At 70.8% G+C, this 14643-nt stretch carries 14 protein-coding genes; 5 read left to right on the top strand and 9 right to left on the bottom strand.

Going from position 1 to position 14643, the window contains the following annotated elements:
* Window positions 1-365 precede the first annotated feature (365 nt).
* Window positions 366-1631, top strand: coding sequence for an aspartate kinase (locus tag EYA84_RS03885; protein ID WP_131051618.1), 1266 nt, complete (start codon window positions 366-368; stop codon window positions 1629-1631).
* Between the two features lie 5 nt (window positions 1632-1636).
* Complete coding sequence (locus tag EYA84_RS03880) at window positions 1637-2698, top strand: aspartate-semialdehyde dehydrogenase (protein ID WP_131051617.1); 1062 nt, start codon at window positions 1637-1639, stop codon at window positions 2696-2698.
* Between the two features lie 9 nt (window positions 2699-2707).
* Here EYA84_RS03880 and EYA84_RS03875 read toward each other — a convergent pair whose 3' ends face one another.
* Complete coding sequence (locus tag EYA84_RS03875) at window positions 2708-4081, bottom strand: diguanylate cyclase (protein WP_387263169.1); 1374 nt, start codon at window positions 4079-4081, stop codon at window positions 2708-2710.
* 512 nt (window positions 4082-4593) lie between these two features.
* Between EYA84_RS03875 and EYA84_RS03870 the strand changes: the two genes are divergently transcribed.
* Both EYA84_RS03870 and EYA84_RS03865 read left to right on the top strand, forming a co-directional pair.
* On the top strand, window positions 4594-5052 hold the full coding sequence (locus EYA84_RS03870) for a lamin tail domain-containing protein (protein WP_162854328.1): 459 nt from the start codon (window positions 4594-4596) through the stop codon (window positions 5050-5052).
* A gap of 170 nt (window positions 5053-5222) precedes the next feature.
* Window positions 5223-5453, top strand: a complete 231-nt coding sequence (locus EYA84_RS03865; RefSeq protein ID WP_131051615.1) for a hypothetical protein — start codon at window positions 5223-5225, stop codon at window positions 5451-5453.
* A 62-nt stretch (window positions 5454-5515) separates the two neighbouring features.
* Here EYA84_RS03865 and EYA84_RS03860 read toward each other — a convergent pair whose 3' ends face one another.
* Together EYA84_RS03860 and EYA84_RS03855 are read right to left on the bottom strand one after the other, a co-directional pair.
* Complete coding sequence (locus EYA84_RS03860) at window positions 5516-6682, bottom strand: helix-turn-helix domain-containing protein (protein WP_236145579.1); 1167 nt, start codon at window positions 6680-6682, stop codon at window positions 5516-5518.
* A gap of 359 nt (window positions 6683-7041) precedes the next feature.
* Window positions 7042-8157, bottom strand: coding sequence for a helix-turn-helix domain-containing protein (locus EYA84_RS03855; RefSeq protein ID WP_131051613.1), 1116 nt, complete (start codon window positions 8155-8157; stop codon window positions 7042-7044).
* A gap of 159 nt (window positions 8158-8316) precedes the next feature.
* Here EYA84_RS03855 and EYA84_RS03850 point away from each other — a divergent pair, with 159 nt between their 5' ends.
* Window positions 8317-8553: a hypothetical protein gene (locus EYA84_RS03850; RefSeq protein WP_131051612.1), complete on the top strand. Its 237-nt coding sequence runs from the start codon at window positions 8317-8319 to the stop codon at window positions 8551-8553.
* Between the two features lie 42 nt (window positions 8554-8595).
* On the opposite strand, the gene EYA84_RS03845 is transcribed toward EYA84_RS03850, so the two are convergent.
* The 6 genes from EYA84_RS03845 to trpB form a co-directional block, all read right to left on the bottom strand.
* Entirely contained in the window at window positions 8596-9345 is a 750-nt protein-coding gene (locus EYA84_RS03845; RefSeq protein WP_131051611.1) for an SDR family oxidoreductase, read from the bottom strand.
* Window positions 9346-9359: 14 nt separating this feature from the next.
* Window positions 9360-10613 (bottom strand): ATP-grasp domain-containing protein, encoded by a 1254-nt coding sequence (locus tag EYA84_RS03840; protein WP_131051610.1) that lies wholly within the window; start codon window positions 10611-10613, stop codon window positions 9360-9362.
* A 22-nt stretch (window positions 10614-10635) separates the two neighbouring features.
* Window positions 10636-11580: a TauD/TfdA family dioxygenase gene (locus EYA84_RS03835; RefSeq protein WP_131051609.1), complete on the bottom strand. Its 945-nt coding sequence runs from the start codon at window positions 11578-11580 to the stop codon at window positions 10636-10638.
* Window positions 11581-11771: 191 nt separating this feature from the next.
* Window positions 11772-12581, bottom strand: coding sequence for a GntR family transcriptional regulator (locus tag EYA84_RS03830; RefSeq protein WP_131051608.1), 810 nt, complete (start codon window positions 12579-12581; stop codon window positions 11772-11774).
* 88 nt (window positions 12582-12669) lie between these two features.
* Window positions 12670-13419, bottom strand: coding sequence for a tryptophan synthase subunit alpha (gene trpA, locus EYA84_RS03825; protein WP_131051607.1), 750 nt, complete (start codon window positions 13417-13419; stop codon window positions 12670-12672).
* Window positions 13416-14609: a tryptophan synthase subunit beta gene (trpB, locus tag EYA84_RS03820; RefSeq protein WP_131051606.1), complete on the bottom strand. Its 1194-nt coding sequence runs from the start codon at window positions 14607-14609 to the stop codon at window positions 13416-13418. The genes trpA and trpB overlap by 4 nt, the downstream gene beginning before the upstream one ends.
* Window positions 14610-14643 lie beyond the last annotated feature (34 nt).

Raw genomic sequence — 14643 nt, 5'->3', positions numbered from 1 at the left:
GTCCTGACCCGCCGGCCGTGGCGCGGCGCTCGGCGGGGGCGGCGGATCGTCCGGCGGATCCGAGGAGCAGCCGGCGAGCAGGACGGGCAGGGCGAACGCGATCGGGGCGGTCAGACGGACGACGGGACGGTGGGCGGCGTACACCCGGCCATTCTCGGCGTTGGGTGCCCTTGCGGACACCCCCGGAAAGGTCGGCCTTTCCGGCGTGTCGCACACCACCCGTCCCGCCACGCCGGGCCGGATCGTGGGATCACCTGACCCGGCGGTCAGAGCGGCCCGATACCCTGAGGTCGTCCGACCCGCGCCGCCGGCCCCGGTGCCGGCGGCGTCGGCACGCTCAGGCAACTGGGAGGGAGTGCGCCGTCGTGGCACTCGTGGTGCAGAAGTACGGCGGGTCCTCCGTCGCCAACGCCGAGCGGATCAAGCGGGTGGCCGAACGGATCGTGGCCGCCCGGAAGGCCGGCGACGACGTCGTCGTGGTCGTCTCGGCGATGGGCGACACCACCGACGAGCTGCTCGACCTGGCCAACCAGGTCAGCCCGCTGCCGCCCGGGCGCGAGCTGGACATGCTGCTCACCGCCGGGGAGCGGATCTCGATGGCGCTGCTCGCCATGGCGATCCACAACCTGGGGTACGAAGCCCGCTCGTTCACCGGTTCCCAGGCGGGTGTCATCACCACCTCGGTGCACGGTCGGGCGCGGATCATCGACGTCACCCCGGGGCGGCTCAAGGGTGCGCTGGACGAGGGCGCCGTGGTCATCGTCGCCGGGTTCCAGGGTGTCTCGCAGGACACCAAGGACGTGACGACCCTGGGCCGGGGCGGCTCGGACACCACCGCCGTGGCGCTGGCCGCCGCACTGCACGCGGACGTGTGCGAGATCTACACCGACGTGGACGGCGTCTTCACCGCCGACCCGCGGATCGTCCCCAACGCCCGGCACATCAAGCAGATCACCTACGAGGAGATGCTGGAGCTGGCCGCCTGCGGCGCGAAGGTGCTGCACCTGCGCAGCGTGGAGTACGCCCGCCGGGCGGGACTCCCGATTCACGTCCGCTCGTCATACTCGACCAACACCGGCACGATGGTCATCGGATCGACGGAGGAGCTTCCTGTGGAGCAGGCACTGATCACCGGCGTCGCCCACGATCGCAGCGAGGCCAAGATCACCATCGTCGGCGTGCCCGACGAGCCGGGCGCCGCCGCGCGGATCTTCGACACGGTCGCGGGCGCCGAGATCAACATCGACATGATCGTGCAGAACGTCTCCACCGAGGGCACCGGACGCACCGACATCTCCTTCACCCTGCCGAAGACCGACGGCCCGACCGCGATGGCCGCGCTCAGCAAGATCCAGGAGTCGGTCAACTTCAAGGGCCTGCTCTACGACGACCACGTCGGCAAGGTCTCCCTGATCGGCGCCGGGATGCGCTCGCACCCGGGCGTCGCGGCCGGCTTCTTCGCCGCGCTCGGCCAGGCCGGCGTGAACATCGAGATGATCTCCACCTCGGAGATCCGGGTCTCCGTGGTCTGCCGGGACACCGACCTCGACGCCGCCGTACGCGCCATCCACGAGGCGTTCGACCTCGGTGGTGACACCGAAGCCGTGGTGTACGCGGGAACGGGACGGTAGCGCGGATGGCCGGGCTGCCCACCCTGGCCGTGGTCGGGGCGACGGGCGCTATCGGCACCGTGATGTGTGAACTGCTCACCGGGCGTCGCAACGTCTGGGGTGAGATCCGCCTGCTCGCCTCCGAGCGGTCGGCCGGGCGCAAGGTCCGGTGCCGGGGCGAGGAGCTGACCGTCCAGGCGCTGACCGAGGAGGCGTTCGACGGCGTCGACGTCGCGATGTTCGACGTACCGGACGAGGTCGCCACGCACTGGGCGCCGATCGCGGTACGCCGGGGCGCGATCGTGGTGGACAACTCGGGCGCCTTCCGGATGGCGCCGGACGTCCCGCTGGTGGTGCCGGAGATCAACCCCGAAGAGGTCCAGCACCGCCCCCGGGGCATCGTCGCCAACGCGAACTGCACCACCCTGGCGATGATCGTCGCGGTCGCCCCGCTGCACCGCGAGTACGGCCTGCGCGAGCTGGTGCTCGCCTCGTACCAGTCGGTCTCCGGGGCGGGTCAGCGCGGCGCGGACACGCTGCACGACCAGTTGGCCAAGGTGGCCGGCGACCGGCTGCTCGGTTCGCGTACCGGGGACGTGCGGCAGGCGGTCGGCGACGACCTCGACCCGTTCCCCGCACCCATAGCGCTCAACGTGGTGCCGTGGGCCGGTTCACCGGCCGACGACGGCTGGTCCTCCGAGGAGATGAAGATGCGCGACGAGTCGCGCAAGATCCTCGGTACGCCGCACCTGAAGGTCACCGCCACCTGCGTACGGGTGCCGGTGCTCACCGGTCACTCGGTGGCGGTGCACGCGGTCTTCGGTACCGAGATCAACGCCGAGGGTGCCCGTGGCGTGCTGCGTAACGCCCCCGGTGTGATCGTCGTCGACGACCCGGCGGCCGGGGAGTTCCCGATGCCGATCGACGCGGTCGGCACCGACCCGTCCTGGGTCGGCCGGATTCGTCGTGCCCTCGACGACCCTCGCGCACTGAACTTCTTTGTCACCGGCGACAACCTCCGCAAGGGTGCCGCCCTGAACACCGCCCAGATCGCCGAACTCCTGGCCAAGGAGATCACCCAGCGCTGAGCGTCGTACTCAGGCGGCGGCGAGGCGTACGCCGTCGCGACCCTGCCGTTTCACCGCGTAGAGCGCCTGGTCGGCGCGGCGCAGCGTCATCTCGGGCGACTCGCCCGGCCGGGGCAGGGCGACACCGACGCTGATCGTGCGGCCGATCCGGCGGGCCGCCTCGGTGAGCCGCTCGGCGACCCGGACCGCCTCCTCGGGACGGCTCACCTCGATCACCGCGACGAACTCGTCGCCGCCGACCCGGTACAGCTCGTCGCCCTGGCGCAGCGCGCCCTCCAGCGCCCGGGCCAGGCCGACCAGCACCCGGTCACCGGCCTGGTGCCCGTAGGTGTCGTTGATCGTCTTGAAGCCGTCCACATCGATCGCGAGCAGCGCGGTCCGGCCCGGCGTCGCCGTGGCGATCCGCTGCCCGAACGGGCCGGTGTGCCGCAGCCCCGTCAACGGGTCGGAGCTGGCCTGCTCGCGCAGCCGGTCCAGGGTGCGCAACCGGTCCAGGCAGCTCCACGCCTGACCGGCCAGCAGCTCCATCAGGTTGACCGTGGTGGGGTCGGGACGCAGCAGCCGGTCGTCGGCGACCAGCAGCACCCCGCCGCGTCGGGCCGGACCCACCGGCACCGTGACCAGCGTCCGGACACCGGCGCGGACCAGCGGCTCGTGCTCCACGGTGGGCGGGTGGCCCGCCTCGCCGAGGGTGTAGCCGGCCCCGTAGCGGTGCGCCCGGTCGATGATGCCGCGCAGCGCCTCCGGGCCCGCCTCGGCCAGCTCGGCCCGCATCCGGTTCTCCAGCTCCCCGGGAGCCCCGGTCGGGGCACCGAGCCGTACGCCGCCCCGGCCGCCGAGCACCAGGACGGCCGCGCCGAGCGTGGAGACGTCCCGGGCCGCCCCGATCGCGGCGGTCATCAGGTCCCACTCGGTGCCGGCGGCGGTCATCGCGGCGGCGTGCCGGAGCAGCTTCTCGCTGCGGCTCTCCGTCGGTCCGCCCAGCGCGACGATCCGCGCGCCGAGGCGGGCGGCCACCCGTTCGGCGGTCGTCCGCCACGTGGCGAGGTCGGCGGGGCCGGTCCACTGCACGTCGAGTACGCCGATGACCCGCCCGGCCGGATCCGGCACCGGTACGCACACCTCGGCGGTGACGTCGGGGCGTACCGGGATGTGGTCGGGATCGGTCGTGACGTCCGGGGCGACGACCGCTGCGCCGCCGGTGTAGACCCGACCGACGATCCCGGCGTCCGGCGCGACGGTGGCGAAGACCTGCCAGGAGCCGGTGGCGGCGACGCACCGGAGCCGGTCGTGCACGTGCAGCAGGACGGCGATGGTGGCGGGGGTGTGACGGGCCAGCGAATCGACGGTGGCCTGGCACACCTCGGCGACGGTCGACGCCATCGGCAGGCGGACCGTCACGTCGCGGAGGACTTGCTGATGATCCACTCGCACGTCGTTCCAGGTCGGGTACGCCTCCCGGCGGCACCGGGAGGATGACCAAGCGTACTCACCGGAGACTGGGAGCGAGCTGGACTCGTACACATGTGCTATCCACAGCCTGTGGATGCAGCCTGTGGACCCACGCGCGGACGTCTGCGGCGATGGCAGCAAGACCGCCGGAAAAGACCTGCGGCTTCGGTGCCTCGTCTTGCGGTCCTCGATGTACGTCGAACGCACAGCCGTCGATCATCTTTCGTGCGGTCGGTGCGGAACTCCGGTCGAGTCGGCTCAACCGGACCGGCGGACCGGTTCGAGCCGGCTGGATGCTGATGGGCAACCGCGCGGCTGTAATCGGCGGCGCGGGTGCGAGTGGGACGCATGTTGCCGTAACTCGTCGTTAACCTCGCTCCGTCACGCGTCGGCGTGACGTTTCCGCGCCGAACGTCGGCGCGCATCCTGTGGGGGTAACACGCATGTCGAGAAGGTTCATCGGGTTGGTGTCCGCGCTCGCCGTGGCGCTCGGCGGTTCGCTGGCCGTCGGTGCCCCGGCGCAGGCCGCCACCCCGGCGATCGAGATCACGAAGGTCTACTACGACTCGCCGGGTACGGACACCCGCTCGAACGCCAGCCTGAACGCCGAGTACGTGAAGCTGACCAACCGGCGCGCCCGCACCATCAACCTGAAGAACTGGACGCTGCGCGACAAGGCCAACCACGTCTACACGTTCAGTGGGGACGTCAAGCTCGCCAAGGGCAAGAGCGTGGTCATCCGCACCGGCAAGGGCACGAACACCGCCAAGAACCGCTACTGGGGCTCGGGCAACTACGTCTGGAACAACACCGGCGACACCGCGTACCTGCGCAACGCCAGCGGCAAGCTGATCGACAAGTGCGCCTGGTCGAAGAAGGGCAAGGGCTACACCGCCTGCTGAACGGGTAACCGTTGTTCGGCGCGCGAGCGTTGGGGCGCGCCGAGGGGAATCTCTCGCACGGGCCTGATCTCACCGAGGCGTCGCGGTTCTCGGTGGGATCAGGTTCCGCCCGTGGCCCAGGGGGTCACGGATGACGTGGGTCGTTGGCGGCGAGCCGTAGTCTGAGAGTCGTGCGCCGCCCACGTCTTCGAACGGCACTGCTCGGCCTCGGCTTCCTGCTCTGGCTGGTGGCCGGTCTCGGTCTCTGGTTCGGGTGGTCGGGACGGTACGGGTCCCTGCTCCTGCTGGTCGCCGGCGCACTCGTGCACGGCCCGAACCTGGTGCAAAAGTGGCGGGAACGCAGGTCGAAGTCACCGGAACCGGCGGACCGGGTACTCCGGCACTACCCCAAGTGGTGGTGACCACGTACATCGGAGGGGCACGTCCCGCCACGGGACGTGCCCTCCGCGTTGGTACCGACAGGTCAACCGACGCCGAAGGTCGCGGCGTGGTGGACGAGCACCGTCGGGGCAGCGGGGTCACGTGCGACCTGCGTAAGAAGATGCCGGCCTGCCGGTCTGTGGCGGATCTCGGCCGGCGCGATCCGGTCGACCTCCATCAGGATCCGGCTGGCACTGGTCGGGTCGTCGGCGTGCAGGTATGCGCGGGCAGCGTCGATCAGATATGCGGCACGGTGTTCGACGGGTAGCCACCGCCAGCCGTCCCGACTGATCACCTGTGAGTGTCGGGTCACCGCGTGCACCACATCGCCCAACTCCGTCTGAACGATGACCCGGGCAAGCTCTACCGCCGTCGGCCCGAACCCGGTGCGGTGGTGGTCGTGGCCATCGTCCACCGGTTCCGCCATTTCGGCGGCCTCATCGATCAATCTGGCGGCCGTGCGGTCGTCACCGTCGCGAGCAGCGGCTAGAGCGGCCTGCACCAGCAGAGTGCCGCAGAGAGACAACTCAGCCGGGTCGCCGTCCTCGGGGACGGGCGGGGCGATCCGGTACGCAGCAGCCAGCATGACGCTTCTCGCCACTCGCGCCCGCCCTGACTCACGCAAGACCTGACCGAGCTGCACCCCGGCGGCGGCCACCGACACCCGATCACCCGTGGCCACCGTCATCGCCCGGTCGACCGCCAACCATGCCACGTCGGGGGAACCGAGCTTCACCAGCAACGATGCCGTAACCCGATACGCCTCCACCAGTGGCACGCGCCCCGGTCCGGGGTCATGTGCGTAGGTCCATTGCGCATCGGCCAGCAACCCCGGTACCAGGTCGACAACCTGCGAGTAACGGGCATGCTGGAAAGTGGTCCACACGTGCGCGACGTCCTGTGCCAGTCGGTCGACCGGCACCGCAGGACGGCGGACCGTCGGACGACCCAGCGGGATCTCGTACGTGGACAGAGCCGCCCGGATCCGGTCGACACTCTCGGCGTGTTCGGTCGCCTCCGCCGGCTGCACATTGCGGCTGAGCAGTAGCGCCGTATCGACGCGCAGGACGGCGGCAACCTCCTGAAGTGTCGACACCTTGTCCAGTGACCGGACACCTCGCTCGACCTTGTCCACCCAACTCTTCGACTTGCCCAACCGGTCGGCGAGTACCTGTTGAGACAATCTCCGCCGAGCCCGCCAGTACGCCACCCGCCGACCGACAGGCAACCGTTCAGTGTCGTCCACGACGCCACCGCCGGTCCGGTACGGCTCGACTCGTCTCCTCGACCGGTATTCGATCCGCCTCGGCTTGAGCGAGAATCCGCTGCCGGGCGGCCTCCCGCTCTGCTGCCTGGACCTGCTCACCCCGGCTCTCCGTCGCCCTTCGCTCTGCATCGCCCACCGGCACCTCCTTCGGGGAGGGCACGGCAGTGGTGCTCGTCATGGGAGGGACCGCTGCCGTGCCGAACGAGGGGTGCCTCACGGCTGGCGCGATGCGGTTCCACGAGGCAGGCCCTGAGATCAGCATTCGGTGACCGGATGGTCACGGTCGAGAGGCGCAGCGTCTGCTATCTACGTGCGGACAGGGCGCGGACAGCGGCCTCGGCCTGGGTGGCGAGGCTGACCGTCCGGGTGGCGTGTCCGAGGGCCAGCGCCCGTTCGTAGACGTCGCGCGCCTCGCCGACCTCTCCGGTGTCTGCGAGCGCCGCCGCGAGATGCAGCAGGTAGGGACCGGTCCATGCGGCTGCGGACGATCCCGCTGGCAATCCGGCCAACCCGAGCCGCAGATAATTGATTGCCGGTGCGTTCCGGCCGAGCAGCCGGTAGGCGAGCCCGCGCTGCATGGTCAGGTAGGCGGCTGAGTGAAAGTAGATCCACGGTGGCTCCCGGTCGGGTGCCTGCATGGCGGCCTCGTTCAGTTCCGTGGCCCGGTCCAACAGGTCGATGACGACCTCCGCTTCGCCGGTCAGGGCGTGACCGCGAGCCTGCTGCTGGGTGGCGATGGCCCGTACTCCTGGACTGGCCGGTTGGCGAACCGCCGCTGCGGAGAGACCGATCATCGGTGCCGGTCGCCGCTCCGACCAGGCCAGGTGCCCCCGCATGCTGAGCACCGTGGCGATCATGTCCGCGTTCCCGGCCTCGGTGCCCCACTCCAGCGCGGTGCCGTACCACCGGCTGGCGAGGCGACGTCGGTCGCTGGCCGCGTACAGCCACCCGCCGAACTGAGCCCACTGGGCGGCGAGATCGACCACCTGTTGCCGGAGTCCGCCGGCACTCTCCGCGACGAGTGTGGTCACCAGGTCCAACTGGGTGCGGATCGTCGGTATCAGCGGCGTCGAGCCGAGAGTGTCTTCGAGACGACGATGGGCGGCGAGCATCTCGCCCAGGGCGTGCAGCGTTGCGGGGTCCAGTCGGCGGGGATGCTGCGTGACGTAGGCCAGTCGCTCGGGGTCGTCCGGTGCGGGGGCCGGATGCAGCATGCCGGACAGGAGCCCGTTGGTGTGGAGCGCGTCGTCGAGCCGACCGGCCAGGTCGACGGTCGGGTGGCGTCGCCCCGATTCCAGATCGTGAAGGTGCCCCCGGCTGGACAACACGAGCGGGGCGAGTCGTCGCAGCGACAATCCCGCCGACATGCGGAGTCTGCGCAGCTCAGCGCCGAATCGTCCGTCCGAGATCGGTGGCATGTGGCACTCCTCAGCGACAAGGGCCAGCCCGTCGCCCGCGCACTCCTCGGCGGATCGACACTTCGGACCGTACACCGAACATCACCTTTCAGTGATGCCCGGCGGTCATGCTGATGGAAGCGAACGAGGCGTCCTTGCCGGGTGAGATCTAATGATCTCGTGCCCAAACTCTTCGATTCTTCACTCAGCAACCACTTGCGCTACCCGCTGTGGCTCTTCGCGTTGCCGGTGGTCATCTACGGGGTCTTCATCGCCTATGTTCTGGTTCAACGCGGCGACATCATTCCGGCTGTGCTGTTGATGCTCAGCTACGTGCACGCGATCCTGCTGGGGCGGGTTCGTCTCGCGAAGAGTCTTGTCGCCCGGGGGAAGGTGAAACCCGAGGACCTGGGCTGAGTCGCACCGCTCGCGGTGCGACTCAGCACGACGTCCCGTCCGTCAGCTCCCGAAGATCGGCTGACGGTGCACCTTGTGCTGGGCGGCCTGGGCGACCGGCCGGACGACGAGACGATCCACGTTGACGTGGCTGGGCAGCGCCACCGTCAGGGCGATGCACTCGGCGACGTCCTCGGCCACCAGCGGCCGGTCCACGCCCGCGTACACGGAGGCGGCCTTCTCCGCGTCGCCGTTGAACCGGTTGACCGCGAACTCGTCCGTGCGGACCATGCCCGGTGCGATCTCGATGACCCGCACCGGCTCACCGCAGAGTTCCAGCCGAAGCGTCTCGACCAGCGCGTGTTCCGCGTGCTTGGCGGCCGTGTAGGTGCCGCCGGACTCGTAGGTCACGTGCGCGGCCGTCGAGGTGACGGTCACGATGGTCGGTGCGTCGGAGGCGCGGAGCAGCGGCAGCAGCGCCTGGGTCACGTACAGCATGCCCAGGACGTTGATCTCGAAGCTCCGCACCAGGTCGGCCGGCGAGGTGGTGGCCAGCGGGTCGGCGCCCACCGCCCCGCCCGCGTTGTTGACCAGAAGGTCGCAGCGGTCCAGACCGGCGGCGAGAGCCTGGACGGACGCCTGGTCGGTGACGTCGAGCGCGACGGCCTGCCCACCGATCTCGGCCGCCAGCGCCTCAAGTCGGTCCCACCGGCGGGCCGCCACCACGACGAAGAATCCGTCCTTGGCCAGCCGGCGCGCCGTGGCCGCCCCGATCCCGCTGCTGGCACCCGTCACCACTGCGGTGCGCTTCATGGTGTTCTCCCTCATCAACCGGTGACGAAGTCTATCTTCGCGTTGATCGCCTCGGCCTTGGCGATGGCGTCGAGCGCGTCCGTGCCGGAGGCCAGGATGTAGCCGTTGCTACAGTCCGCGACGGTCAGCAGCGGTGCGACCTCGTCGCCGGGGTTCTTGGTGATGACCACGGCGGTGTCCTCGGCGCCCAGCTCGAACAGGTACGGCATGAAGACCCGCGCCGACTCGCCGGGCGGGATCCGGCGTACCGTCGCCGGAATGTCCTCGCTGAGGGTGATCGACGTGATCGGCCCCGGCTTCGGGGTCAGGAAGAGGGCGACCGCGCCCCCGATCGGTGCGGGTGATTCGAGCGGAAGCTCGTCGATGCCCAACGGGACCGTCAGGAACATGCGGTTGAGGTCCAGCCCGAAGGCGCGCCGCACCAGTTCCGGCGCGCCACTGCCGGCCAGACGCGCGTGGGATTCGAGCACCCGGGGCCCGTGCGGGGTGAGGACGAACTCGCTGTGCGACGGTCCCTCGGTCACGCCGACCGCGTCCAGGAGCTTCGCGGTGAGTTCCCGGAGTTCCGCGAGGTAGGGTACGGCGACCCGGCTCGGCGTGCTGACCTCCCACTCGACGAACCGGTCGTTCATCCGGTATTCGGAGTAGCCGATGGTGAGGTGCCGGCCCCCGAAGGAGAACGAGTCGACGCTCACCACCGGGCCGGAGAGGAACTCCTCGGCCATCGGCGCGGTGATGCCGGCGGCGGCCAGCTCCGACATGGCCTCGGCCACCTGCTCCGGGGTCTCGACCTCCTTGATGTGCAGGCTCGCCGCACCGTCGATCGGCTTGAGGACGATCTTCCCGCCGATCTGCTCCAGGAACGCGACCGCCTCCTGGACCGAGTTGACCACCTGGTAGCGGACGTTCTCCACGTCGGCCTTGGCCAGGCACTCCCGGGTGAGGGACTTGTCCTTGAGCGCGCGGGCGGTGAACTCGGTGACGCCCGGCAGGCCGAACATGTCCACGACGTAGCCCGACGAGATCGCGGCGACCTCGGTCGTGGTCATCACGCGGTCGAACGGGCGCTCGGCGTGCAGCGGACTGAGCGCGGCGTGGATGGCCGGGCCGTCGTCCAGCGGAGCGTGGACGACCCGCTCGGTGTGGGCCAGGATGGACGGCTCGTACTTGCCCTCCTCGTGCACCAGCACGACGTCGATGCCGAGTTCCCTGGCGCCGTGGATCGGCGCGGGCATACCGCCGATGACGGCGACGCGATACGTGCCCATGGTCATCCTCCTGGTGTCCGGGTCAGCTTGCGTAGCAGCGGCGCAGCCAGCGGGCGGTGTCCGCCGGGCCGGGTCGGAACGCCCGACGGCGGTGCAGCACCCGGTAGTTGTCGAAGATCAGGAAATCGCCGGACCGCAGCACGAACGCCTCGGACCGCGCCTGGTCGAGGGCCCGCACCCAGCTGTCGAGGGCGGCACTCGCGGCCGGCGTGTTCGCGTCGACCGTGCCCCGGTCGAACCGCGCCCGCGTTCCCTCGTAGCTCTGCTCCAGCAGGGCGGTGTCCCGCAGCGGTGCCGTCTCGTCGTTCGAGGCGGGCGGGCCGACGGTGAACTGGGCCGACTGCAACTCCCGCACGGTGGTCTCGTCCAGCGCGGCCACGGCCTCCTCGATGGCGAGCACCTCGGTCGGCACCTGCTCGTCGTTGCGGACCGCATAGAAGCTGAGGTAGCGCGGGACGTACCGGCGCGGGTCGACGCCCCTGCCGCCGAAGGGGAGGTGCGGGTTGTCGGTGTGCCAGGAGAACTCGGAATCCGCCCCCCAGGAACTGGTGGTTCCCGCCGCCGCCGGGTTCGGGGCGACGTTGCGGATGTACTTGCCGGCGTTCTCGTAGTCGACCGCGAACGGCGTCAGCGAGAGCAGTTGCAGCAGCCCGAAGTGCAGGGCGTTGGTCACGGCCATCGCGGGTTCGTCGGTGAAGCCGTCACGTGGCGTGGCCGGGAACTCCTGCTGCGGCAGGTTGCCGATGGTCAGCACGTGCGAGCCGGTGGCCGGAAAGAACGTCAGTGCCTGGAGGATCTCGCCGGGCAGGTGGGTCTGCAGGGCGTGGGCACCGATTCCGGCGAGGATCGCCTCGTGGGCGTCCGAATCCAGCTCGATGTCGCAGACAGCGGCCGTGAGCTCCTTGTCGAGCAGGTCACGGGTCCGGTCGTTCAGATGGTGACGGGCCACCCGGAGTGCACGGGTCATGAACGGCTCCGATCATGAGGGGTCGCCGCGAATCCCCAACTCGCGGTCGGATCGGGTGCGACGCCCAGTCGTCGTGCACCCGAGACCTCACGATGCCGGACGGCGACAGCGGGTAACAACGCCGTCACGGAGGCCAGAAGTGGCCAGACACCTTGCTGCCGTCGCCCGCTGCGGGCAGGAAGCGGACCGCCCTACGGCGCGTCGTCGCCGGGACGTCCGTCGCCCGGCAGGACCGGGGAGCGTACGGCACCCCACCGGACCGACAACCGGGTCGCCGCGCGCTCGGCACGGATCTCCATGGCGTCTCCGACGACCACCGCCCGGTCCACCACCACGGCGGTCCCGTCCAGGGCGATCGTCGTCCGTTCGCTGACGAGGACCGGGCTGCCGACGGGCTGGCGCAGATGCCCGGCGGCCGGCGCGGCGAGGAGAGACGGGACGATCCGTTCCGAGGCCCGCAGGATGGCGACACCGGCGTCGGCCAGCGCGGCGTAGAGCGACGTCCGGACGAAGTCGCGGTCCCGGATCGTCGCCGCGTACGGCGGGCGGACCCAGGAGACCTGGTGGATGGCGGGACGGCCGTTCAGCAGGCGCAGCCGTTCCAGCCGCAGGGCCCGCTCGCCGCCACCGTCGCCGAACCGGTCGACCACCCAGGCCGGCGGTCGGCGCATCGCACCGGACACCACCTGGGTGAGCACGTCGTGGCCCTGCTCGCGGAGGTCCTCGGTGAAGCTGCGCAGCGTGTCGACCCGATAGGCGGCCTGGACAGGTGTGACGTAGGTGCCCCGCCCGGCCTGCTGGACGATGAGTCCCTCGTCGGACAGCTCCTGGAGGGCCTGACGCAACGTCATCAGCGTGACGCCGTAGTGGGCGCTCAGGTCCCGCTGCGCCGGCAACGCCTCGCCCGGCTCGTACTCGCCCTGCCGGATCCGGGCCGCCAGGTCGGCCGCGATCTGCCGGTAGCGCGCGGTCGGTCGCCCACCCACCGTCGCCTCACCCATGGGTGTCTCCCGTCCCTGCGGCCGTACCGGTGCCCAGTGTGGCCCACGGTCCGTGACCGGCCGCACCGGGCACCCGCCCGGCTCGCGGTCACCCGGGAACCGCTGCGCCCACCCCGTCCAACGCCGCGCGGAACTCCGCGACCACGGCTCCGACCTCAGCGGGGTCCGCGCCGTCGAGGACCATCCGCATCAGTGCCGAGGCGACCACGACACCGTCGGCGGCCTCGGCCGCCTCCACCGCGTGCGCGGGCCGGGAGATGCCGAAGCCGAGCAGCACCGGCAGGTCGGTCAGGGCCCGCAGGTCGCGGGCGAGCCGGGCGGCGTCCTCGGCGAGTCGGTCGCGCTCGCCGGTGGTGCCCATCACCGAGACGGCGTAGACGAAGCGGCGACTGCGCCGCGCGATGGCGGCCAGCCGAGGGCCGGGGGTGGTGGGCGCGGCGAGCAGCACCAGGTCGACACCGGCCGCCGTGGCGCTGGCCGCCAGGTCGTCCACCTCGTCGATCGGCACGTCGGGCACGATCAGCCCGCTGACCCCGGCCGCCGCGAGGTCCGCGCAGAACGACGGCGCGTGCATCACCAGGTTGTAGTACGTCATGGCGATCAGTGGTACGTCGACGTCCACCCCGGCGAGGTCGTCGAGGATCGACCGGACCGTGGCCCCCTGTTGCAGGGCGCGGTAGGACGCCTGTTGGATCGTCGGCCCGTCGAGGATCGGGTCGGAGAAGGGGAGCCCGATCTCGATCATGTCCGCGCCGCTGCGGGCGTACGCCTCGACGTACCCGGTCCAGTCGGGCCGGATGCCCCCGGTCACGTACGGGACCAGCAGCTTGCCGTTCATGCGGTCTCCCGGATGGTGTGGATGTCCTTGTCGCCACGGCCGGAGAGCGCGACCAGCACGGTGCTGAACGGCGGCAGCTCGCCGCTCTCCGCGGCGCGGATCACCCAGGCGATGGCGTGGGCCGATTCCAGGGCGGGCAGGATCCCCTCGGTGCGGGCCAGCCGCCGGACCGCCGGGATGACCTCGGCGTCGTTGACGGTGACGTACCGCGCCCGGCCGGAGTCGTTGAGGAAGGCGTGCTCCGGGCCCACGCCCGGGTAGTCGAGCCCGGCCGCGATCGAGTGCGCCTCGCTGACCTGGCCGTGCTCGTCCTGGAGGACATACGAGCGGAACCCGTGCAGCACGCCGACCCGACCGAACGCGACCGCCGCCCCACCCTCGGCCTCCACGCCGACGAGTCGGGCCGGGGTGTCGACGAAGCCGGCGAACGTGCCGGCGGCGTTCGAGCCACCGCCGATGCAGGCCACCACGTAGTCGGGCACGCCGGTCCGTAGTTCGGCGGCGCACTGTGCGCGCGCCTCCTCGCCGATGACCCGCTGCAACTCCCGCACGATCCACGGGTACGGGTGCGGGCCCATGACCGAGCCGATGCAGTAGTGGGTGTCGTCGACCCGGGTGACCCACTGCCGCAGCGCCTCGCTGGTGGCGTCCTTCAGGGTGCGGCTGCCGCTGGTGACCGGAACGACCTCGGCACCGAGTAGCTCCATCCGGAACACGTTCAGCGCCTGGCGCTCGACGTCCTTGGCCCCCATGTAGACGGTCGCTTGGAGGCCGAGCAGCGCGGCGGCGGTGGCCGTGGCGACGCCGTGCTGGCCGGCGCCGGTCTCGGCGATCAACCTCGTCTTGCCCATCCGGCGCGCCAGCAGGGCCTGACCGAGCACGTTGTTGATCTTGTGTGAGCCGGTGTGGGCCAGGTCCTCGCGCTTCAGCAGCACGTTGATGCCGAGTTCCTCGGAGAGCCGCCAGGCCGGCGTGAGCGCGGTAGGGCGGCCGGCGTGCACCGCGAGCAGCCGGTCGAGGTCGCGGCGGAAGCGCTGGTCCGCCCACGCCTCCCGGAACGCCGCCTCCAGCTCGGTGCAGGCGGGGATCAGCGACTCGGGGACGAAACGACCCCCGTGCCCGCCGAATCTGCCGCGCTCGCCGGGATCGGCCATGACGCTGCCGTTGGGCAGCACGGTCAGGTCGGTCACGTGGACTCCCACTGTTCTAGAACTGTTGGAGTCA

The sequence above is a fragment of the Verrucosispora sp. SN26_14.1 genome, from assembly GCF_004307965.1.
Classification (GTDB): domain Bacteria; phylum Actinomycetota; class Actinomycetes; order Mycobacteriales; family Micromonosporaceae; genus Micromonospora.
Note: the sequence above shows the minus strand (reverse complement) of the source record. Positions and strands in the feature narration are given on the sequence as shown.